Genomic DNA, 20,117 nt, shown 5'->3' on the forward strand with positions numbered 1-20,117 from the left:
TATGTTATTAGCAGCAGTGGATTTTGACAACCTGCACCAGGTGTTGCGGGTGCTGTACAATGAAATGATGCCCTTGTGCAGCAACATGACGGGGGTAGCGAAAGGTATTGCCGGATTGGGGGCTTTGTTCTACGTGGCGGCAAAAGTATGGCAGTCGCTCGCACGTGCCGAACCCATAGACGTGTACCCGCTTCTGCGCCTCTTTGCGCTGGGGCTGTGCATCATGTTCTTTCCCACGTTCGTATTAGGGACTATCAACACGGTACTGTCGCCAGTGGTGAAAGGGTGCAACCAGCTTATGGAAACGCAGACTTTCGACATGAACGAGTACCGGGCGCAGAAAGACCGACTGGAATATGAAGCCCTGAAACGGCTTACCTCGCATCGGACGAGGAATTTGACCGACAACTGGAAGAACTGGGCTGGTCGCCCTCCGACATGGTGACTATGACGGGTATGTACATGGACAGGGCGGCTTACAATATCAAGAAGTCCGTCCGGGACTGGTTCAGGGAGTTGCTGGAAATGCTCTTTCAGGCGGCAGGGCTGATTATAGACACGCTACGCACGTTCTTCCTGATTGTGCTTTCGATACTGGGTCCGCTGGCGTTTGCGATTTCCGTCTATGACGGTTTCCAAAGCACGCTGACCCGGTGGATTTCACGCTATATCTCCATTTACCTGTGGTTGCCCGTATCGGACTTGTTCAGCAGCGTGCTGGCACGCATACAAACGCTGATGCTCCAAAAGGACATTCAGGAACTTTCAGACCCGAATTTCATACCTGACGGGAGCAGCACCGTGTATGTAATCTTTATGATAATCGGTATCGTGGGCTACTTCACTATTCCCTCGGTGGCTGGCTGGGTGGTATCTGCTGGCGGTACATCGGCTTACAGCCGCAACGTGACAAGGGCAGGAGCAATCGCCGGGGCTGTGACGGGTGCGGCAACCGGGAAAGTAGCCGGAAAACTACTCAAATAACCAACATCAAAATTTAGTATATGGAATTTAAATCATTAACGAACATCGAAACGAGTTTCCGGCAAATCCGGCTCTTTGCGCTGGTATTCATCTGCCTGTGCGCACTGGTGACGGGCTTTGCCGTGTGGAACTCGTACAGCTTCGCCGAAAAGCAGCGGCAGAAGATATACGTCCTCGACAACGGCAAAAGCCTGATGCTGGCACTCTCGCAGGACATGGCACAGAACAGACCCGTGGAAGCCAAATCGCACGTGCGGCGTTTCCACGAGCTTTTCTTCACCTTATCACCCGACAAGGGGGCTATCGAAAGCAACATCAAACGCTCGCTGTTCCTCGCCGACAAGACCGCTTTCAACTATTACAAGGACTTGGCGGAAAAGGGCTACTACAATCGGGTGATTTCCGGAAACGTCACGCAGACGGTGGAGATTGACAGCGTGAAATGCGACTTCGACCAGTACCCCTACAAGGTGAACACGTATGCCCGCCAGTTGATTGTCCGGGAAAGCAGCCTGACGGTGCGAAGCCTTGTGACCTCGTGCCGCCTGCTCAACGCCACACGGAGCGACAACAACCCGCACGGCTTCATCATCGAAGCGTTCACCATTACCGAGAACAAGGATTTGCAAACCGTTAAGAGATAGCCGTATGGAAAGGAAACGAAACTATATCGAACAGGTGCAGGACTGGGCGGACGACTGCCTGCACCGAATGTGCGGACGGATTACGCCGGGCAAAAGGCTGGCGGTTATCCTCGTGATGTTCTTCTTTTTCGGCGGCTTGTCTATCTACATCACCGTTTCATCAATCTACAATATCGGGAAACGGGACGGCAGGCGGCTGCAAATAGAACATATCAAACAACTGCCATTGCAGGGCAATGACACAATCAACAGTATCAACCCCTTAAACAGACCGGAATATGGAAGAAGTACAGAAGAATGAGAACGGCACGACCGTACCACAGACGGACGGGAAGCCTGAAAAGGAAAAGAAGTCCAAACGGGAACTTACTCCGCAGCAGGTGCAGCAGCGCAGGAAAATGATAGTCTTCCCGCTGATGTTCCTTGCCTTTGCCGGGTGCATATACCTGATATTCGCCCCCTCCGGCAAAGAGGACGTGAATGTGGAAAGCGTGGGCGGTTTCAACGCCGACATCCCCCTGCCCGCAGAGGACGGGATTATAGCCGACAAGCAAAAGGCTTACGAGCAGGCGATGCTGAACCGCAAACAGCAGGACAAGATACAATCCTTGCAGGACTTCGGTTTCACGGGGGACGATGAAACTGAAGAACCGCAAGCGGAAATTGACCTGATGCCGGAAGAAGATCCGAAGCCACAAAGGGGCGGCGGTGCTTCTTATTCGGCAAACGCTTACCGGGACATCAATCGCCAGTTAAGCACGTTCTACGAAACGCCCCCAGTGGACGAGGAAAAAGAGGACTTGAAGCGGCAGGTGGCGGAACTGACCGACCGACTGCAACAGCAGCAGAACGCCACACCCACCGCTGACGACCAAATGGCACTCTTGGAAAAGTCCTACGAGCTGGCGGCAAAATACATGAATGACGGCGGGCAGAACGGGCAAACGGCACAAGTGCCTGTTGCCGGGACTGTCACCCAAATGCCGCAAGCCCAGCCCGTGCAGGCAATCCGGGAAACAACCGTATCGGGATTGCAGCAGCCCATGAGCGATGCCGACTTCATCCGTGCTTACAGCCAGCCACGAAACTACGGCTTCAACACGGCGGTAGGAACAGGCTACGCTATGGGAAAGAACACGGTAGCCGCCTGCATCCACCAAGACCAAACCCTGACGGACGGGCAGGCGGTGAAACTCCGGCTGCTCGAACCCATGCAGGCGGGAAACATCGTTGTGCCGAAGAATACCCTTGTGGCGGGGACGGCAAAGGTGCAGGGTGAACGGCTCGACATACTGGTGTCCTCGATTGAGTATGCGGGCAACATCATCCCGGTGGAACTTGCAGTGTTCGATACGGACGGGCAAAAGGGATTATCTGTGCCGTCCTCTATGGAGCAGGAAGCGTTCAACGAAGCTATGGCGAATATCGGCAGCGGGCTGGGTACAAGCATTTCCTTTGCACGGAGTGCCGGGCAGCAGGTGGCTATGGACGTGACAAGGGGCTTGCTGCAAGGAACGTCCGGCTATCTTGCGAAAAAGTTCCGAACCGTAAAAGTAAAGCTGAAAGCCGGGTACAAGGTGATGCTTTACGCCAAACAACAATAACCATTTTATCAACCGTTAAAATTTCAATTAACAATGAAACAGATTTTTGTATTTTTCGCCCTCTTGCTGGGCGTGTGTGCAGCAGACGCACAAACCACTGACACCGTGAAGTATGCGGCTGGCAACGACTTGTACCGGGGCATCACCCGGAAACTCCCGTACCGCCAAATGGTTACGCCCTACGGCGTGGAAGTGACCTTTGCCAAGACGGTGCATATCATCTTCCCCGCCGCCGTCCGCTACGTGGATTTGGGAAGCAACCACATCATAGCGGGCAAGGCGGACGGTGCGGAGAACGTAATCCGGGTGAAAGCCACGACAGAGGGCTTTCCGGGCGAAACGAACTTCTCCGTTATCTGCGAGGACGGGAGTTTCTTTTCATTCAACGCCAAGTACGCCCGTGAACCGGAAATGCTCAACATCGAAATGAAAGACTTCTTGGAGAACGAGGACACCAGCGACTTTTCGCATACCCGCATGAACATCTATTTCCGGGAATTGGGTAATGAAAGCCCGCTGCTGGTGAAGCTGATAATGCAGAGCATCTACAAGAACAACGACCGGAAAGTGCGCCACTTGGGTAGCAAGCGTTTCGGCATACAGTTCTTAATCAAGGGGATTTACACCTATAACGGAATGCTCTATGTACACACGCAGACAAAGAACAGTTCCAACGTGCCTTTCGATACCGACTTCATCAAGTTTAAGATAGTCGATAAGAAAGTACCCAAGCGCACGGCTATTCAGGAAACGGTACTGGATGCAGTCAGAAGTTACAACGAGGTTATAGAGATTGCCGGGAAAACAACCGTGCGCACGGTGTACGCCCTGCCGAAGTTCACCATTCCTGACGACAAGCTGCTGTTGGTGGAACTCTACGAGAAGAACGGCGGGCGGCATCAGGTTATCCGGGTGGAGAACGCCGACATCGTGACCGCCGAAGTGATTAACGAACTCAAAATCAAGTAGGGAATGAAAAAACACATCTTTATAATGATGCTCTTTGCGCTGTGCCTGACCTCGTTTCAGGCACACGCACAAAGATACCTGCCGGGCATGAAAGGCTTGCAGGTCACGGCAGGCATGGCGGACGGGGTACACTGGAATGATAACACGGATTTTGCCTACCATATCGGGGCGGCGTACAGCGTTTATACCAAGAACGCAAACCGCTGGGTGATTGGCGGGGAGTACTTGCACAAGAAGTATGACTACAAGGATATGAGAATACCAGTCGAACAGTTCACCGCAGAGGGCGGCTATTACCTGAAATTCCTATCGGACAGGCGAAAGACCTTTTTTCTCTCGCTGGGACTGTCGGCACTCGCCGGGTATGAAACAAGCAACCGAAGCGAAAAGCTGTTGCCGGACGGCTCTACGCTGCTGGATAAGGACTGCTTCATTTACGGCGGTGCGCTGACGCTGGAACTGGAAGCCTACCTGACCGACCGGATAGCCTTGCTTGTCAGCGCAAGGGAACGGGCGTTGTTCGGCTCGGACATAGGCAAATTCCACTCGCAGGTATCTTTGGGACTGAAATTCATTATCAACTGACCGCTATATAACAATGTATATGAAGAATGTAATGTATAAAATCATCATGGGCTGCTACATCGTGGCCGCCCTTGTGCTTGTCACCGCCTGTAATGACAACTTGGATATTCAGCAGGCGTACCCGTTCAGCATCGAAACGCTGCCAGTACCCAAAAGGCTGAAAGTCGGGGAAACAGCCGAAATACGCTGCCGACTGGTGCGTGGCGGCTATTACCAGCCGACTACCTATCAGATACGGTATTTCCAGCCGGACGGCAAAGGGAAGCTGGAAATGGATAACGGCACGGTGTTCCTGCCCAATGACCTGTACCCGCTGGAGAAAGAAACGTTCAGGCTCTACTACACCTCGGCATCGACAGACCAGCAGACGATAGACATTTATGTGATTGATAGCTTTGGACAGGTGCAGCAACTTTCGCTATCGTTCAATAATGACAACGGCAAGGAAGAAACGGAAACAATAACGACCCCTAAACAATAAAATGACATGGTAAAAATAGAATTGGATATAAAAGGTATCTCGTGGTACATAGAAACCACGTTGGAAACAGATACAGTTCCGGCAGTAGGTGACATTATCATTGTGGATAAGGACTGCATTTCAGCACGTGACAGGGCTGAATTGTGGAAAACGCCGTCCAATCAGGTTTTCAAATGGGCGGACGAAGAAGATGATGCGCCTGTAATGGAATGGTTCGACTGCGACACGGAAATGCTTGTCTATAAACGAACATGGAAATATGACATCGAGGAAGAAGAAACCGTGTGCATACTTGGTGTAAAATTCTTCCAACATGAAGATTTATAGGTTTTATTTCCTTATCGGTTGCATATATACGTGAAAAGCAACGATAGGCAGGGAACACCAAATAGGGAATGATACGCAAGGCGTATGTTATGGCAGTCCACCCGCTGACAGTTCGGCGGGTGGACTTTTCATGTTAGGGAACAGGGCGGGTTTCTTTGCCACTTTATTTCCCGGCACTCACGAAAGAAAGTGGCGGCGGCAAACAGCCGCCGTTCTCTCTCAACTAATTTTTAAGCTCTTTATGGGTACATACTTCTCTAACCACACCTTTACCTGTTCCATGTTGTATTCGCCCGTAATGATTGCCGTATGGTCGTTTATGGCTACAAACCGGACACTCTCGTAGCTATTTACCCAGCCTTGCAGGGAACAGACACCCCACGTTTCCACATCTTCAAAAACACTGCGGTCTATCCGGCTGATTGGCTCGCCGAAAACTACCGTCATTATCTGAAAGTCCGGTTTGTCCTCTAACAGTTGCAAATGGTGCAGCGTGCCGAACTCGTCAGTTTTGCGCCCCCACGCCCACACATCATTATACAAATCATCGCCCCACTGGTGCGGGTGGTCGAAACGGACTTTGACCGCTGTGGAATGCGGGTCGTCTTGGATGCCCTCAATAACCCCCGTTACCATTAAGCCCGTAAAAATGCACTCGCAACGCCTGCCGATAAGCTCCTTGTTTACTTCTGTCGTTTTCATGTCCCTGAAATTTACTTATTTATTACTCCGTTCTTCTTCGCTATCCACCCGTCACGCCTGCGGCGGCACTCGTCCAGCGTTTTGGCTACCGTGCTGAAAAGTTCGCCGTCCGTGTGGCGGTAGTCATATTGAAAATAAATCTGTCCCCTGAAAGCCCCTAAACAGCATTTCACGAACTTTTCTTCTCCCGGTGTTTGGGTAATGCTTACCCCGTTTTTGTTAAGTGACTGCATGATGTTCTATTTTTTTATGGTTATAATATCAGTAAGAAAAGCAACGACAGGAAAAGCAGAGCTACGCCCAGCGCATAAACGACTGAAAGGCAGACACGGAGCAGGAAACAGGCGGCACGAAATACGATATACGCCGTTATCGCCGTGCCTGCTCCGGCTACACTGGTGAACCGCCATGCAAGGCAGAGCAGGAACACCCGCCAAAGGATTTTACAAATGCTTTTCCGTTTCATCGCTTGGTCGTTTTTAGCGGGCAGGGCTTTGACACCCCGCCCGGATTGGTATTCGGCTATGCCGCACGGAACACAAAACCGTCATCAAACCAGTAATCGCACATAAACAGGTCACGGGCGAACTTTTCATAATCGAAATAGGTCTTTGCGAACTCCGGCAGGTCGTAACATTCCTCGATAATTTCATAGGCGAAATCTTCTTCATCGTCATATTGTCCCCGATACTCGTCCCGGAAATCACGTACAAGGTCGTCCGCATCTTCCTCGCTCAAATCATGGCTTTTGTAGTTGCACCACACGAAAAAGGCTTCCTGCTCGGTGTCGCTCAAATCCTCCACCGCATCACGCAGGGTGAAGAAGTTTTCAGAAATCCAGCTTTCAGAAATCAGGGCTTCCGGGATATTCTCGTAATCCTGAAACATATATTCCGCATCTTCCTCGTCCTTGTGCAGTTCCCGGCAGGCTTCGTAAAATTCTTCCTTGTCCGAATAGTCCGAAAGGTCGAGCCATGCCCCAAACAATGAACCGTTGTTATACTTGGCGTAAGTGCCTACATAAACTTTTGCTTCCGATAATACCTTTGCTTCCATATTGCTGTAATTTTTAAGTTTTTGATTTTATGCGGATTTGAGAGGTGAGGGAGTTGAAGTTTCACTGAACTTTTTTCCTGTTTCCCGTAAATCCGACTTTTTTTTTATGCGTCTTCCGGTCGGGTCGGTCGTTTTCGTTTCACATAGGCTGGTTTGTGAAGGGGTCTTGCTATGCAAATTTTTCCGACAAAAATTTTTTCCGACCAACGGGAAGCTGGAACAATTTTTTTCGATGAAACCCAATTTGCAGAGCCAAAAGCCCCCGTAGCTACCTTTGCCTATTGAAATGATAAAAACGACTGTCCCGGCTGGGGGACTGCATAATGAGGAAGATTTACAGATAGGGAAACAGGGGAAAAGTGCTTGTTCCCTTTCATCCTTTAGGGAACACTCCATGCGGGCGGGAAAGGCAAGGGTATGGCAAGTTCACCTTGCGGTACGCTTGTGCGGGTTTCCAACGGCTCTTTTCACGAAATACAGTCAGCCATGCCACGCACGGCTGGCGTTTCGGGGAATGTGCCAGTGGAAAAGGATATAAAAAATGCGGGTAGTCGGTGGACTGCCCGCAAGGTGAAAGAATGTACAATACTGGGATATAGTTTGTTAGGTGGAATTTCGTTACCAAAATCGTTACCTATTCGTTTTTGCTACGGTTATAGGTAACGAAACCTACCGGACGGCGTTCTTTCTGCTGCTTTGACTGGCTTAGAAGCTGGGTAAGGGCTTGGTACAGCTCGTTGAACTGCACATCGGTGCTTACCTCCAGTTCCTCGATACGCTTTAACAGTTCCTCGTAACCGATTACCATTTGGCGCATGAGGACAAAAGCCCGCATGATTGAAATGTTTACTTCTATGGCTACTTTGGAACGGAGAACCGAAGAAAGCATGGCTACGCCCTGTTCGGTGAAAGCCATAGGCATGGCTACACCGAAGTTATAATCAGGAGGTATCACATTTTGTGATACCCCTATGGATAACAGTAAGTTAGCTTCCTCTTTGGTGAGAACAAACATAAAATCACTGGGAAAACGCTTGATATTGCGCTTGACCGCCTGTTTCAAGGCTCGTGTTTCCACTTGGTAGAGTTCTGCCAAATGATAATCGAGCATCACCCGGCAACCTCTGACCTCAAAAATCTTGTTTTGGATAATCTGCAAATCCATAATCGTATATTTTAGGAGATTTAGCAATGTTGGAATAATAGTAAGGACTGGTCACAAATTGTGACCAGTTCCCAATAATCAAGATTACATGGCGACTTCCTTGTAAATCTTTTCGATGCCGACAAACTTCTTGTCAAGCCCCTGCATATCGCTGCCTATCTTGCTATTGGTGATGCGGGCGTAAATTTGCGTAGTTTCTATGTTTGTGTGTCCCAGCATCTTGGACACCGTTTCAATAGGTACGCCCTTTGACAACGTGGTAGTCGTTGCGAAAGTGTGGCGGGCAAGGTGAAATGTCAGGTTCTTTTTAATACCGCACACATCGGCAATCTCTTTCAGGTACGCATTTAGTTTCTGATTGCTGATTACGGGAAGTATCTTGCCGTTCGGTAACTTGCCCTTGTACTTCTTCAAAATCATCTTGGGAATATCCAGCAGGGGAACATTAACGTCCGTATTCGTCTTTTGCCGCTTTGTCATTATCCAAAGGTTGCCGTCAAAGGATTTGCATATATTATCTTGCGTAAGCCCGGCTACATCTATATAGGCAAGCCCGGTGAAGCAGGCAAAGACGAACAAGTCCCTGACGTGTTCCAGCCGCTCGGAAACCATTTTCTTTTTAAGGATGATTTTTATTTCGTCCTCTGTCAGATAACCCCTGTCCACTTTCTCCAGCCGGATTTTGTAGCTGGCGAACGGGTCGCCCACCAGTATGCCGTTGTTGCGGGCAATGATGATGATGCGCTTGAAGAACTGCATGAACTTGGCGGTGGTGTTGTAGCCGCACTTGCAGGCTGTACGCAAATACAACTCAAAATCGGTAATGAACATCGGGCTTATCTCCTTTATGGATATGTCCGATACGTTGTACTTGCTGCGGATGAACTCGGCGAGGTGGCGGCGGGTCACTTCATACTTGCGGTAGGTCGCTATCGTCTTGGATATGCCCACAAGCTGCTTCACATCGTCATTGTGCTTTTGGAACAATGAAAGGATTGTTTCGTGGCTCTCGCTGTGTCCCAAGAACTCGTTCTTCACTTTCTCGGCGGTCACATAGTTGTCACGCCGCTGCATTTCGTGGTAAATGGTATTCAGGGAAGAACGTATGTCGTCCAAAAGGGCGTTTATCCTCCCGGCATCCCTGCCTTTGGCTTTGCCCGCAGCCGTGTTCCAGTTGTCGGGCTGGATGCTCTGTTTCGTGCTGAACTGGCAAAGTTTGCCGTCTATGGTGATGCGTGCCATAATCATAACCTCGCCGTTTTTCTTTTCAGAACCTTTCTTCAAATAAAAAAGAACCTTGAATGTCGATTTCATAACTCACTTTTTTTAGTTGCAAAATTAATTTTTACCTCTCGTTTTCGAGTTATGCAGACTATGGACTAATCAAGTCATTATCAGGTCATTTGAGGACAAATCGTTACCGTTTTTGTCCGGTAGGGAATAGGTAACGATTTAGTAACGAAACTTTGTCTTTTACCGTACTTTTGAAGTCTTGGAAGCAGGACTTTCGGGCAATAAAAAAAGCCACAAATCATTGATTTGTAGCTTTTTGTCCGTTTACTGACCATTTCTGTCCAGTAAGTTCAGCGGAGAGGGAGGGATTCGAACCCCCGGTACCTCGCGGTACAACGGTTTTCAAGACCGCCGCAATCGACCACTCTGCCACCTCTCCAGATGCGGATGCAAATATAAAGACTTTATCGGGCTTTCAAAATTATTTTCGTGTTTTTTTATTCAGCGCGTATTTCAAGTAAAAGTAACCGCATACTCCTGCGAATAAAGAGGCACCGATGATCCCGATCTTGGCTTGATTGAGCAACATGGCTCCTTCGTCGCCTATGCCGGAATACGAGAGGTTGGCGATAAACAGGGAAACCGTGAAGCCGATACCCCCGAGCAGGGAGATGCCGAAAAGCGTGTGAGTGTTCATTTTGTCGGGCATCGTGAGCCACCCCGCCTTGATGCTGAGGTAGGTGAACGAGAAGATGCCGACCAGTTTGCCGACGACGAGCGATATGAAGATTGTTACCGACACGCCTTGCAGCGAGGCGAGCGTGACTCCCTCGAACGAAATGCTGGCGTTGGCGAAAGCGAAAAGCGGCATGATGATATAGTTGACAAGCGTGCGCAGGTCGTCATCCATGGCTTGTAGCGGGCTGACCACTTTGTCGGACGCCGACTCGATACTTTTCAGTATGGATAATTCCGAGTTGCTGAGAATGATTTCGTTCGAGTCTTCGGGGAGGCGTTTGAGGCTCTCCCGGATGTTGTTGACGTATTTGTATATATGCAGTTTCGGGCGGGCGGGCACGGTGAACGCCACGATAACCCCCGCGATGGTGGGGTGTATCCCCGCGTTGATGAACAGGCACCAGACGACAATACCGAAAAAGATAAAAAACAACTTGTTGTGTATGCCTTGCCGTCCCCCGATGTAAAGGAGTGCCACCACCGCGGCGGCGGCGATAATGTAGTTCATCACGAGGTGGGAACTGTAGAACAGGGCAATGATGATGATACCCCCGATATCGTCCACCACGGCGAAAGCGGTCAGGAATATCTTGAGGCTGAGGGGGACTTTCTTACCCAACAGGGAAAGCACCCCGAGCGAGAACGCGATGTCGGTCGCCATAGGTATGGCGGCTCCCCGCATGGCAAGACCGGGTTGCCCGATGAGGCAGAACAGGAGAACGGGCATAATCATACCCCCGCAGGCTGCTACCACCGGGAGCAGGGCTTTGCGCGGGGTGGAAAGTTCGCCGACGAGTAGTTCCCGTTTGATTTCCAGTCCCACGGAGAAAAAGAAAATAGCCATGAGAGCATCGTTGATGAAGTCGAGTAACGTCATCGGATTGCCGTCATGGCGGTCAAAAAGGTTGAAATTCCCGATAGTGAGGGAAATGTTTTTCGACAAGAGGGAGGCATAATGCTCTTGCAGGGGGGAATTAGCGATAAGCATTGCCGCCACTGCCACGAATAGAAGAATAATACCCCCGTTAATCTTGGTTTGTATCAGTCTTCTAATGGAAAACTTGAAAGTTTCTTTGACCATTTTACATGCGGTTTATGAAATTTAATTCGTCGCGAATCTAATAAATAAAATTTAGAATTTAGAATTATCATGCTTTCACGTACCTGCTGTCCGAGAATGTCGTCCAGTCTGGCGAGCAGAAAAAGAGGTAGAGGTGGAGCGTCTCCGTCGACGGGTAGCCGAGGTCGGGCAGTTGGATTTGGGCGAAACGTTCGCCGCGGGTGACATCCGTCATGACGAGCAACGGTATGTCGGGGCGCGATTCGTAGAAATACCCCATCATCAGCAGGTCGTCCGGGTTTGATAAGCCGTATTCCCTGTCGGGATGTTCCCACGTGGGAAAGAGCAACAGGTCTTCGCGGTTTACCCGTGTTTCCCGCGGGGGCACGAGTTTGCCCTTGCAGAAAAAGAAATCGGGGAAGTAGTCCACGCCTAGCAATTTAGCGTCAAGCACGGGGTAGTTAATCATCTTGAAGATATCGAGGCGGTTTTTTCGGAATAGCTTCGCGTAAGCGTCCCACGCTATGCACAGTATACCGTTGGTTCTGAAAAAGTTAATCGCGCAATCTGTCGCGATTTCGAGGGCTTCCCTCGATTCGATTTGTTTTTCCGTCGGCGGTTTTTTCGTTTTTTCCCGGGTACTTGGCATGGCGCATAGTTTCCCGTTGCGGTAGTAGAACGTGATTCCGTTTACCCGGTACTTGCGCGGTCGTTCGTTTGATTCGTCTTCTGTTTTCATGGTAGCCGATTTTAAGGTGTAACATATCCTCCCACGTTCCTCAACGACTTAAAATTAGTAAAAAATATTTACTTTATCAAGTATTTATCTGAATTTGCAGATAAGTTATAGATAAGTTACAGGTAAGTTACAGATAAGTAAGCGTGGGGGAGTCGCCGAAGGCGACTCTCATAAATCCTTCAATCTAAAATCATAAATCATAAATCATAAGTCCCCGAATAGAAAAGGCCGACCGCGGCTCTTCCCGGGTACGTTTCTTCCAGTTCGTGCTGGTGATAGAGGTATCCGGCGTCATCGTAATATTTGGCATCCCGGGGGCATTTCTTGATGCAGGCACCGCATTTGATACAGATACCCGTGATTTCTTTCACATTGTCGGGGTTAATCGAGCCCATGGGGCAGACTTTGGCGCACAGTCCGCAGTCATTGCAGCGGTCGTTGGTAAGGGGTTTCACCTTGCGTATGTCTATCGGGTTGCCGTGACGGTCGCGGGGTGTGTAATACCCGCGATAGGGATAAGGGGTGCCGGGTACTTCGACGAGGGGCGGTTCCGTGGGGAGCGTGTTGCACGTGGCGGCAACGTCAAGCGCGAAGGCGGCGGCGGTGTCGAGGTCGCGCGTGTCGGGACGGTCTTTCGCGAGGACGCGGGAGAACGAGTGTTCCCCGACGAAAGCGGCGGCGGCGACGGGGTTGAGCCCGCCGCGGGCGAGGATGTCCCGAAGTTCGACGAGGGCATCGTCGTAATTCCGGTTTCCGAACACGGTGACGGGTACTGCCAAAGCCCCGTTACCCGCTATGGTGGCGAGGTAGGGGAGTAGCACGTTGGGTACTCGTCCGGCATAGACGGGGGTACCGAAAACGACGAGTTCGTCGTCGGCGAAGGTCAACGGGGCGGTTCTTGCCTCGGGCAAGGTGAAATCATACTCGCCGGGAGTGGCGTTCAACGCCCGCGCGATGTGCTTTGCCACGGTGGCGACCACTTTCCGCGTGGTTCCCGTCGGGCTGAAGTAGACCGCCCGCACTCGTTTTATCGTTCTCATTTCTTGTAGTATTCTTTGAACCATCGCGCGAAGCGGGCGATACCCGTTTCCAGTGAGGTGTAGGGCGTGTAATCGTAGTCTTCTTTCAACCGGGTGGTGTCCGCCCATGTCCGGTAGACGTCACCCGCCTGCATCCCCACGAATTCTTTGCGGGCAACGCGTCCCATGTTTTCTTCCAGCAGGTGGACGAAATCCATGAGTTGCACGGGGGAGCCGTGCCCTATGTTATATATGGTAGCGGGTACGCCGGGTACATCTTCCCGAATTACGCCGGGAGTGGTGACGATTTTCTCGATTCCCGTGACGATATCGTCGATATAGGTGAAGTCGCGCGACAGGTCGCCGTTGTTAAAGACGCGTATGGTTTCGTCGTTCCGTATGGCGTTGGCGAAGAGCATGGGCGCCATGTCCGGGCGACCGAACGGCCCGTATACCGTGAAGAAGCGCAGCCCGATGGTTTGCAGCTTGTAGAGATGGGCGTAGGTGAACGCCATCAGTTCGTTGCCCTTCTTCGTGGCGGCATAGATGCTGATAGGGTGGTCTACGTTGTCCGTTTCCTTGAAGGGTACGGATGGGTTGTTCCCGTACACGGACGATGACGAGGCGTATATGAATTTCTTGCAGTTTGCTTTTTTGCTCGTTTCCAATAGGTTGAGGAAGCCTACCACGTTACTTTGCACGTAGCTCTCCGGGTTCGTCAGGCTGTAGCGCACGCCTGCCTGCGCCGCGAGGTTCACCACGGCGTCGAAGTGGCGGGTTTCCATCAGCTGGTTCACGGCTTCCGCGTCGCAGAGGTCTATCTGGCAAAAGGTGTAAGCGGGGTATCGCGCGGACACGATTTCTTTTTTCGGTGCGGGATGGTCTATCCCGCACTCGTGCAGGCGGTCGAGTTTGAGTGATACGTCGTAATAATGGTTGATAGAGTCGATACCATACACGGTATGTCCCGATGCCAGTAGTTTCCGCGCTAAGTAGAAACCGATGAAACCCGCTGTTCCCGTTACTAGGATATTCATGTTGCTTGTCGTTTTAGTTTATTGTTCCGTTCATGTTGTCGTTCGCGTTTATCGTGCCTAACTTGACGGGCACGACGCGGTTGGCCAGTGTCCGGTCGTAAGGCAGTTCCACCCGGATGTAGTTATCCGTGAACCCGAGTATAGACCCGTCCGTTTCGCTGTCCTCGAACAGCACGGGGCGCGTTTCGTTCTCGTGTGCCGTGTAGAACGAGCGCAGTTTCTGTTCGGATATGTCGAGCAGGACGTTTACCCGGCGGTGTTTTTCCGCTTGCGACACGATATACGGGATTTCGAGTGCTTTGGTTCCGGCGCGTTCCGAGTAAGGGAACACGTGCAGTTGCGACACGTCGAGTCCCGCGATAAATTCCCGCGCGTCCTCGAATGCCTCGGGCGTTTCTCCCCGCGCTCCCGCTATCACGTCCACGCCGATGAAGGCGTCGGGGCGAAGGGTTTTGATTTCCCGTACCTTGGCGGCGAACAGTTCCCGGTCGTAGCGGCGCTTCATGAGGTGCAACACCTCGTTGCTGCCCGATTGCAGCGGCACGTGGAAGTGCGGCATAAAACGGCGCGACGATGCCACGAAGCGGATGATTTCGTCCGTCAATAGGTTCGGCTCGATGGACGATACCCGGAAACGCTCGACTTCTTCCACCTCGTCCAAGGCTTGCAGGAGCTGGAAGAAGGTTTCGCCCGTGCCCCGCCCGAAGTCGCCCGTGTTCACGCCCGTGAGGATGATTTCCCGTATGCCTCGCGCGGCGGCATCCCGTGCAGCATCGAGTACGGCGCGGATGGTGGCGCTGCGGCTTCGCCCGCGAGCGAAAGGAATGGTGCAATAGGTGCAGAAATAGTCGCAACCGTCCTGTATCTTGAGGAAGCTGCGGGTGCGGTCGCCATAGGAGTAAGCGAGGTCGAAGTTGCCCACTTTAAAGATGTCGCACGAGTGCGGTTCTTGTTTTTCCTGTTCTTCGAGGTGGGTGAGGTAATGTGCCACGTTGAATTTGTCCCGCGCGCCGAGCACGAGGTTCACTCCCTCGATAGCCATGATTTCCCGTGCCCGCAACTGCGCGTAGCATCCTACCACGACTATGTAGGCGCCGGGGTTCCGGTGCACGATTTTCCGTATCAGTTGCCGTCCCTTTTTCTCCGCTATGTCGGTGACGCTGCACGTGTTGATGACGAAGATGTCCGCTCCCTCTTTTTCTCCCGCGGTCACCGCTCCCGCCTGTTCGAGGCTGTGCTTGATCGTGGAGGTTTCCGAGAAATTCAGTTTGCATCCTAAAGTGACGTACGCCACTCTCTTCCCTGCTATATTCATGCGTGATTGTTTTTTACATCTTAGGGGGGCAAAGATACGATATGCAATTGAAAATTGAAAGTTGAAAATTGAAAATGACGAGGTGGGACGGTTTTGCGCGATGATGAAATAATTTGTAACTTGCCGCGTCAATAATATATTGGAAGAGATGAGATATTACGTTATAGCCGGGGAGGCATCGGGTGATTTGCACGCCTCGAATTTGATCAAGGGATTAAGACACCATGACTCTGCCGCCGAGGTGCGCGGGTGGGGTGGGGATTTGATGCGTGCCGCCGGGTGTGACATCGTGCGTCATTACAAGGATACCGCTATCATGGGGTTTCTTACCGTGTTGAAGAATCTCGACAAGATTAAGGCGAATATCGACGAGTGTCGCCGGGATATTCTCGCGTGGCGACCGGATGTCGTGATTCTCGTCGATTACGGTGGCTTTAACTTGCGCGTGGCGAAGTTTATCAAGGAGGCGGGTATCCCTGTCTATTATTATATATCGCCGAAGATATGGGCGTGGAACACGGGACGGGTGAAGAAGATCAAACGATTGGTCGATCGGATGTTCGTGATTTTCCCTTTCGAGGTGGATTTCTACGCCCGGTACGGTTACCCGGTTTATTACGCGGGCAACCCGCTGGTGGATGCTATCCACGATCGGGATCACAAGAATGAATCATTCGAGGAGTTTACCCGCGTGAACGGGTTGTCGGGCAAACCGATTATCGCTCTCGTGGCGGGTAGCCGTGCGCAGGAGTTGAAGCACGTGCTGCCGAAGATGTTGCTGATGATGCCTCATTTCCCCGACCACGAGTTCGTGATCGCGGGGGCGCCCTCGATGATGGATGCCGATTACGCTCCTTATATTCAAGGGAAGAACGTGCGGATTGTTTACGGGCAGACTTATCGCCTCGTGAAGCAAGCCCGTGCCGCGCTGGTCACGTCCGGCACGGCGACGCTGGAAACCGCTATCCTCGGAACTCCGCAAGTGGTTTGTTATAGTGGGGAAGGTGGTGCTCTCAGTTATTTCCTGTTCAAGACTTTCGTGAAAGTGAAATATATCTCTCTCGTGAATCTGATCGCGGGGAGGGAGGTGGTGCCCGAGTTGCTTATGCAAAAGCTGAACGAACGCAATATCCTGCGGGAACTTTCCGCTATCCTGCCCAACGGGGAAAACCGCGAGCGGATGCTGTCCGGTTATCGTGAAGTGAACGGACGGTTGGGAGAACCCGGTGCGTCGGAGCGGTTCGCGGAGATGATGATAAAGGAACTTGCTGATTTTAGATTTTAGATTGAGTGATTGAAAAGATTCCCGAAGCAACTTGTAACTTGCCGTAGGCAAATGCAACCCGCCGAAGGCGAATGTAACCTGCAACTTGCTGAAGGCAAATGTAACCTTTAATTCGCTGAAAGCGAATTAAAGATAACCTCCCGTTTCCGGCCCCATGTTAAAAAGCAGGTCTATGATACTGAGATTAGGGGTAAATGGGAAACGCTCGGCAAAGGTCTGGTGGTATGGTTTGGGCGTGAAAGGGCGTTCTGCGCGGCGGCGGGACGGTTTTGGGTGGATGACGTCACGGAGGTCGTCGTGGTTCGCGGTGATGGGGTAATAATCTTCCGTGAACGCGAGGGGGCGGTTAAGACCGATGTTTTCCATGAGCTCGCGTAATATTTTCGTGTTGAGGTCGAGGAGGTATTTTTCTTTTCGCTCGAAGAAGGGAAGAAGGTTGTCAATATAATAGTCGTAATAAGGCGAATTTTTGTAGGCGGATTCGATGCCCTTGAAGTGGAGTTTCTGCCAGTTGGTGGAATAGTCAACGAGTACGTCTTTCGTGAGAATCTTGAGGGAAGCCCCTTTCACGACAGGAACGGAGAGGGTCATGACGCCGTTGGCGGTCATGATATCGCAACGGTTACGATAACTTTGTTTCCCGTAACTCTCGTGTTGTTCGACGAGTATTTCCGAACAGTTCTTAATCTCCGAGAAGTATTGAATCGGGGGAAAATAGGCGGTGTTGACGAGTATATTCATATATTTTTGTTCATTTACGATTTATGATTTTTTGATTTATGATTGAAAAATCAAACGTGTCGGCTTTGTGGCTTTTTTAGCGTGGCAAAGATAAGAATTTTTCATTTGAACGGAAATCTGTAATATTTTCTCTTTTTTGACAAATATATACCTAAAAAGTATGGAATGTGGTTCAATTGTTGTATATTGTAAGGCGAAAAGAATATTGTCCCGGTTCGGTGGGGGACTTCACGGGTTGGCAAGAAAGGAGGATAATTTTTTACCCGTGAATAGAACAAAAGCCATGATTCCACGTAAATTAATGGTAACCGTTTTCTAACCGGATTGTAACATTAAAGCGGTTGATTTGAAAAGTAATTGATTAAAAAAAGATATATGATGCTAAAACTCGTGGAACAAGATAAATTATTACAGCCGTACGAGGGGATTATCGAGCGGAGGCACCGTCAGGTGCTGGATATGGAGCGGGAGTTCACGTACAGGACTACACGGTTGGCTGATTCGTGTAACTCTTATTTATATTACGGGTTACACCGGACGGCGAACGAATGGGTGTTCCGGGAATGGGCACCGAACGCCACGGCGATTTATTTCCTCGGGGAGTTTAATGATTGGCGGAAGCATCCCGATTACGCGCTTACCAAAGCGGGCAGCGGGAATTGGGAAATTCGTCTTCCGGCGGATGTATTGGCTCACGAGATGCTGTATCGTCTACTGGTGGAATGGGACGGCGGGAGTGGCGAACGTCTGCCTTCGCACGTCAGACGGGTGGTACAGGACGAATACACGAAAGTGTACAGCGCGCAGGTATGGGAGCCGCTGCATCCCTATTTGATGCACAATGAGCGACCGCCTCGCGCGGAGAATCCCCTGATTTACGAGGCGCATATCGGTATGGCGACGGAGCACCGGAGGGTGGCGACATTCACGGAATTTCGTTTGTTCGTGTTGCCCCGGATCGTGGACTTGGGGTATAACACGATACAATTGATGGCGATACAGGAACACCCGTATTACGGTTCGTTCGGTTATCAAGTGGCTAATTTCTTTGCCGTGAGTTCCCGTTTCGGGACTCCGGAAGAGTTGAGGGCCTTGATTGACGCGGCACACGGTATGGGGATTCGGGTGATCATGGATATCGTGCATTCCCACGCGGTGAACAATGAGGAGGAGGGGTTAAGTCGTTTTGACGGTACGGAAGACCAGTATTTCTATCCCGGCGCGAGGGGACACCACCCGTTGTGGGATTCGCGTTGTTTTGATTACGGGAAGCATGAAGTGTTGAATTTCCTGTTGTCGAACTGTAAATACTGGTTGGAGGAGTTTCATTTTGACGGTTTTCGTTTTGACGGGATCACGAGTATGCTCTACTGGGATCACGGTATCGAACGGAGTTTCACGGAATACTCGATGTATTACGACGGGAACGAGGACGAGAACGCGATTACTTATCTGGCTTTGGCAAACCGGGTGATTCATCAAGTATTGCCCGACGCGATTTCCATAGCCGAAGACGTGAGCGGTATGCCCGGCGTGGCTTCCCCGATAGAGGACGGGGGGATGGGTTTCGATTACCGGATGAACATGGGTACGCCGGATTACTGGATTAAATTGCTGAAAGAGAAACGGGACGAGGATTGGCACGTGGGCGATCTGTTCTACGAGTTGACGAACAAGCGGGATGAGGAACACACGATTAGTTACGCCGAGAGTCACGATCAAGCGTTGGTGGGTGACAAGACGATCTTTTTCCGGCTGGTGGATAAGGCCGTTTACACTTCGATGAGTGTGTTTGACTCGAATGTCATTGTAGACCGGGGCATGGCGCTTCACAAGATGATCCGATTGGTGACGATAGGCACGGCGGCGGACGGTTATCTGAATTTCATGGGTAACGAGTGGGGACACCCGGAATGGATAGATTTCCCGCGGGAGGGCAACGGTTGGAGCTACGAGCATGCCCGGAGGTTGTGGAGTCTGGTTGACGACGAGAACCTGCGTTTCCGTTTCCTCAACGTTTTCGATAAAGCCATGTTGCAGGCTGTAACGGATAACCGCGTGTTCGATTGGCGTCCGGAACCGCTGGTTCGGGATAACGAGCGGCAGATATTGATCTTTACGCGGGGGGACGTGATGTTCGTGTTTAACTTCAACCCGGAGAAGTCTTTCCCGGATTACAAGTTTGACGCACCTTCCGGTAAGTTTACCTATATTCTGGACACGGATGACAAGGCATTTGACGGGGCGGGACGAATAAACCACGGGACGGAACATTTCACCCGTTACGTGTCGCCCGGTCGGGGACAGTTAAGTTTATATATACCCGCGAGAACGGGGATGATCTTACGACGATCATAGAATAATTTATGATTTATGATTGACGATTTACGATTAATGAAATCTGCAATTATAAATCTAAAATCATTAAATCTA

The 20,117-nt window shown here is 50.9% G+C and carries 22 protein-coding genes, 1 tRNA gene and 1 pseudogene; 11 read left to right on the plus strand and 13 right to left on the minus strand.

The features are described from left to right. The first annotated feature begins 1 nt into the window (after position 1). From traJ to L0M98_RS04420, 8 genes and pseudogenes are all read left to right on the plus strand, one after another. A pseudogene (gene traJ, locus L0M98_RS04385) lies at positions 2 to 984 on the plus strand (conjugative transposon protein TraJ). A gap of 20 nt (positions 985 to 1,004) precedes the next feature. Further along, positions 1,005 to 1,628: a conjugative transposon protein TraK gene (gene traK, locus L0M98_RS04390; RefSeq protein ID WP_004309966.1), complete on the plus strand. Its 624-nt coding sequence runs from the start codon at positions 1,005 to 1,007 to the stop codon at positions 1,626 to 1,628. Between the two features lie 4 nt (positions 1,629 to 1,632). After that, entirely contained in the window at positions 1,633 to 1,929 is a 297-nt protein-coding gene (locus tag L0M98_RS04395) for a TraL conjugative transposon family protein (RefSeq protein ID WP_227215122.1), read from the plus strand. Further along, positions 1,907 to 3,232, plus strand: coding sequence for a conjugative transposon protein TraM (gene traM, locus L0M98_RS04400; RefSeq protein ID WP_227215124.1), 1,326 nt, complete (start codon positions 1,907 to 1,909; stop codon positions 3,230 to 3,232). Before L0M98_RS04395 ends, traM begins: the two co-directional genes overlap by 23 nt. A 33-nt stretch (positions 3,233 to 3,265) precedes the next feature. After that, the gene (gene traN / locus L0M98_RS04405) at positions 3,266 to 4,201 is read left to right on the plus strand and encodes a conjugative transposon protein TraN (protein WP_227215126.1); all 936 of its coding nucleotides are present in this window, start codon (positions 3,266 to 3,268) and stop codon (positions 4,199 to 4,201) included. Positions 4,202 to 4,204: 3 nt separating this feature from the next. Beyond that, on the plus strand, positions 4,205 to 4,786 hold the full coding sequence (locus L0M98_RS04410; protein WP_227215128.1) for a conjugal transfer protein TraO: 582 nt from the start codon (positions 4,205 to 4,207) through the stop codon (positions 4,784 to 4,786). Positions 4,787 to 4,799: 13 nt separating this feature from the next. Further along, the gene (locus tag L0M98_RS04415) at positions 4,800 to 5,267 is read left to right on the plus strand and encodes a DUF3872 domain-containing protein (protein WP_044214499.1); all 468 of its coding nucleotides are present in this window, start codon (positions 4,800 to 4,802) and stop codon (positions 5,265 to 5,267) included. A 6-nt stretch (positions 5,268 to 5,273) separates the two neighbouring features. After that, positions 5,274 to 5,594 carry a hypothetical protein gene (locus L0M98_RS04420; protein ID WP_010799827.1) on the plus strand — a complete coding sequence of 107 codons (321 nt, stop codon included), beginning with the start codon at positions 5,274 to 5,276 and terminating at the stop codon, positions 5,592 to 5,594. A 219-nt stretch (positions 5,595 to 5,813) separates the two neighbouring features. On the opposite strand, the gene L0M98_RS04425 is transcribed toward L0M98_RS04420, so the two are convergent. The 4 genes from L0M98_RS04425 to L0M98_RS04440 are packed head-to-tail and all read right to left on the minus strand — an operon-like array spanning position 5,814 to position 7,352. Further along, positions 5,814 to 6,296, minus strand: a complete 483-nt coding sequence (locus L0M98_RS04425) for a DUF7258 domain-containing protein (protein ID WP_227215129.1) — start codon at positions 6,294 to 6,296, stop codon at positions 5,814 to 5,816. An 11-nt stretch (positions 6,297 to 6,307) separates the two neighbouring features. Next, positions 6,308 to 6,529, minus strand: a complete 222-nt coding sequence (locus tag L0M98_RS04430) for a DUF3873 domain-containing protein (RefSeq protein WP_010803493.1) — start codon at positions 6,527 to 6,529, stop codon at positions 6,308 to 6,310. 20 nt (positions 6,530 to 6,549) lie between these two features. Then, positions 6,550 to 6,762, minus strand: a complete 213-nt coding sequence (locus L0M98_RS04435; RefSeq protein ID WP_227215131.1) for a hypothetical protein — start codon at positions 6,760 to 6,762, stop codon at positions 6,550 to 6,552. Between the two features lie 56 nt (positions 6,763 to 6,818). After that, a complete protein-coding gene (locus L0M98_RS04440) occupies positions 6,819 to 7,352 on the minus strand; it encodes an antirestriction protein ArdA (protein WP_227215133.1) in 534 nt (177 codons plus the stop codon). 286 nt (positions 7,353 to 7,638) lie between these two features. On the opposite strand from L0M98_RS04440, the gene L0M98_RS04445 reads away from it, so the two are divergent. Beyond that, on the plus strand, positions 7,639 to 7,890 hold the full coding sequence (locus tag L0M98_RS04445) for a hypothetical protein (protein WP_227215135.1): 252 nt from the start codon (positions 7,639 to 7,641) through the stop codon (positions 7,888 to 7,890). Between the two features lie 96 nt (positions 7,891 to 7,986). On the opposite strand, the gene L0M98_RS04450 is transcribed toward L0M98_RS04445, so the two are convergent. From L0M98_RS04450 to mtaB, 8 genes are all read right to left on the minus strand, one after another. Next, positions 7,987 to 8,517: an ORF6N domain-containing protein gene (locus L0M98_RS04450; RefSeq protein ID WP_004309954.1), complete on the minus strand. Its 531-nt coding sequence runs from the start codon at positions 8,515 to 8,517 to the stop codon at positions 7,987 to 7,989. A gap of 84 nt (positions 8,518 to 8,601) precedes the next feature. Continuing rightward, positions 8,602 to 9,831, minus strand: a complete 1,230-nt coding sequence (locus L0M98_RS04455) for a site-specific integrase (RefSeq protein WP_004309953.1) — start codon at positions 9,829 to 9,831, stop codon at positions 8,602 to 8,604. 273 nt (positions 9,832 to 10,104) lie between these two features. Further along, positions 10,105 to 10,189, minus strand: a tRNA-Ser gene (locus tag L0M98_RS04460). A 42-nt stretch (positions 10,190 to 10,231) separates the two neighbouring features. Further along, positions 10,232 to 11,569, minus strand: coding sequence for a Na+/H+ antiporter NhaA (nhaA, locus tag L0M98_RS04465; protein ID WP_227215137.1), 1,338 nt, complete (start codon positions 11,567 to 11,569; stop codon positions 10,232 to 10,234). Between the two features lie 67 nt (positions 11,570 to 11,636). Then, on the minus strand, positions 11,637 to 12,287 hold the full coding sequence (locus tag L0M98_RS04470) for a hypothetical protein (RefSeq protein ID WP_227215139.1): 651 nt from the start codon (positions 12,285 to 12,287) through the stop codon (positions 11,637 to 11,639). 197 nt (positions 12,288 to 12,484) lie between these two features. Next, positions 12,485 to 13,327, minus strand: coding sequence for an EFR1 family ferrodoxin (locus L0M98_RS04475; protein WP_227215142.1), 843 nt, complete (start codon positions 13,325 to 13,327; stop codon positions 12,485 to 12,487). Next, the gene (locus L0M98_RS04480; RefSeq protein WP_227215144.1) at positions 13,324 to 14,343 is read right to left on the minus strand and encodes an NAD-dependent epimerase/dehydratase family protein; all 1,020 of its coding nucleotides are present in this window, start codon (positions 14,341 to 14,343) and stop codon (positions 13,324 to 13,326) included. The genes L0M98_RS04475 and L0M98_RS04480 overlap by 4 nt, the downstream gene beginning before the upstream one ends. A 13-nt stretch (positions 14,344 to 14,356) precedes the next feature. Continuing rightward, positions 14,357 to 15,658 (minus strand): tRNA (N(6)-L-threonylcarbamoyladenosine(37)-C(2))-methylthiotransferase MtaB, encoded by a 1,302-nt coding sequence (gene mtaB / locus L0M98_RS04485; protein ID WP_227215146.1) that lies wholly within the window; start codon positions 15,656 to 15,658, stop codon positions 14,357 to 14,359. A 148-nt stretch (positions 15,659 to 15,806) separates the two neighbouring features. On the opposite strand from mtaB, the gene lpxB reads away from it, so the two are divergent. Then, the gene (gene lpxB, locus L0M98_RS04490) at positions 15,807 to 16,943 is read left to right on the plus strand and encodes a lipid-A-disaccharide synthase (protein ID WP_227215148.1); all 1,137 of its coding nucleotides are present in this window, start codon (positions 15,807 to 15,809) and stop codon (positions 16,941 to 16,943) included. 126 nt (positions 16,944 to 17,069) lie between these two features. On the opposite strand, the gene L0M98_RS04495 is transcribed toward lpxB, so the two are convergent. After that, positions 17,070 to 17,684 carry a WbqC family protein gene (locus L0M98_RS04495; protein ID WP_227215150.1) on the minus strand — a complete coding sequence of 205 codons (615 nt, stop codon included), beginning with the start codon at positions 17,682 to 17,684 and terminating at the stop codon, positions 17,070 to 17,072. 375 nt (positions 17,685 to 18,059) lie between these two features. Here L0M98_RS04495 and L0M98_RS04500 point away from each other — a divergent pair, with 375 nt between their 5' ends. Continuing rightward, on the plus strand, positions 18,060 to 20,042 hold the full coding sequence (locus L0M98_RS04500) for an alpha-amylase family glycosyl hydrolase (RefSeq protein ID WP_227215152.1): 1,983 nt from the start codon (positions 18,060 to 18,062) through the stop codon (positions 20,040 to 20,042). The last annotated feature ends 75 nt before the right edge of the window (positions 20,043 to 20,117 follow it).

It is taken from the genome of Butyricimonas sp. DFI.6.44, from assembly GCF_022132345.1.
Classification (GTDB): domain Bacteria; phylum Bacteroidota; class Bacteroidia; order Bacteroidales; family Marinifilaceae; genus Butyricimonas; species Butyricimonas muris.

What these genes read in the sequence shown, in the direction of transcription:
- traK (WP_004309966.1), top strand. Translation starts at nt 1,005, where the DNA reads ATGGAATTTAAATCATTAACGAACATCGAAACGAGTTTCCGGCAAATC.
- L0M98_RS04395 (WP_227215122.1), top strand. Translation starts at nt 1,633, where the DNA reads ATGGAAAGGAAACGAAACTATATCGAACAGGTGCAGGACTGGGCGGAC.
- traM (WP_227215124.1), top strand. Translation starts at nt 1,907, where the DNA reads ATGGAAGAAGTACAGAAGAATGAGAACGGCACGACCGTACCACAGACG.
- traN (WP_227215126.1), top strand. Translation starts at nt 3,266, where the DNA reads ATGAAACAGATTTTTGTATTTTTCGCCCTCTTGCTGGGCGTGTGTGCA.
- L0M98_RS04410 (WP_227215128.1), top strand. Translation starts at nt 4,205, where the DNA reads ATGAAAAAACACATCTTTATAATGATGCTCTTTGCGCTGTGCCTGACC.
- L0M98_RS04415 (WP_044214499.1), top strand. Translation starts at nt 4,800, where the DNA reads ATGTATATGAAGAATGTAATGTATAAAATCATCATGGGCTGCTACATC.
- L0M98_RS04420 (WP_010799827.1), top strand. Translation starts at nt 5,274, where the DNA reads ATGGTAAAAATAGAATTGGATATAAAAGGTATCTCGTGGTACATAGAA.
- L0M98_RS04425 (WP_227215129.1), bottom strand. Translation starts at nt 6,296, where the DNA reads ATGAAAACGACAGAAGTAAACAAGGAGCTTATCGGCAGGCGTTGCGAG.
- L0M98_RS04430 (WP_010803493.1), bottom strand. Translation starts at nt 6,529, where the DNA reads ATGCAGTCACTTAACAAAAACGGGGTAAGCATTACCCAAACACCGGGA.
- L0M98_RS04435 (WP_227215131.1), bottom strand. Translation starts at nt 6,762, where the DNA reads ATGAAACGGAAAAGCATTTGTAAAATCCTTTGGCGGGTGTTCCTGCTC.
- L0M98_RS04440 (WP_227215133.1), bottom strand. Translation starts at nt 7,352, where the DNA reads ATGGAAGCAAAGGTATTATCGGAAGCAAAAGTTTATGTAGGCACTTAC.
- L0M98_RS04445 (WP_227215135.1), top strand. Translation starts at nt 7,639, where the DNA reads ATGATAAAAACGACTGTCCCGGCTGGGGGACTGCATAATGAGGAAGAT.
- L0M98_RS04450 (WP_004309954.1), bottom strand. Translation starts at nt 8,517, where the DNA reads ATGGATTTGCAGATTATCCAAAACAAGATTTTTGAGGTCAGAGGTTGC.
- L0M98_RS04455 (WP_004309953.1), bottom strand. Translation starts at nt 9,831, where the DNA reads ATGAAATCGACATTCAAGGTTCTTTTTTATTTGAAGAAAGGTTCTGAA.
- nhaA (WP_227215137.1), bottom strand. Translation starts at nt 11,569, where the DNA reads ATGGTCAAAGAAACTTTCAAGTTTTCCATTAGAAGACTGATACAAACC.
- L0M98_RS04470 (WP_227215139.1), bottom strand. Translation starts at nt 12,287, where the DNA reads ATGAAAACAGAAGACGAATCAAACGAACGACCGCGCAAGTACCGGGTA.
- L0M98_RS04475 (WP_227215142.1), bottom strand. Translation starts at nt 13,327, where the DNA reads ATGAGAACGATAAAACGAGTGCGGGCGGTCTACTTCAGCCCGACGGGA.
- L0M98_RS04480 (WP_227215144.1), bottom strand. Translation starts at nt 14,343, where the DNA reads ATGAATATCCTAGTAACGGGAACAGCGGGTTTCATCGGTTTCTACTTA.
- mtaB (WP_227215146.1), bottom strand. Translation starts at nt 15,658, where the DNA reads ATGAATATAGCAGGGAAGAGAGTGGCGTACGTCACTTTAGGATGCAAA.
- lpxB (WP_227215148.1), top strand. Translation starts at nt 15,807, where the DNA reads ATGAGATATTACGTTATAGCCGGGGAGGCATCGGGTGATTTGCACGCC.
- L0M98_RS04495 (WP_227215150.1), bottom strand. Translation starts at nt 17,684, where the DNA reads ATGAATATACTCGTCAACACCGCCTATTTTCCCCCGATTCAATACTTC.
- L0M98_RS04500 (WP_227215152.1), top strand. Translation starts at nt 18,060, where the DNA reads ATGATGCTAAAACTCGTGGAACAAGATAAATTATTACAGCCGTACGAG.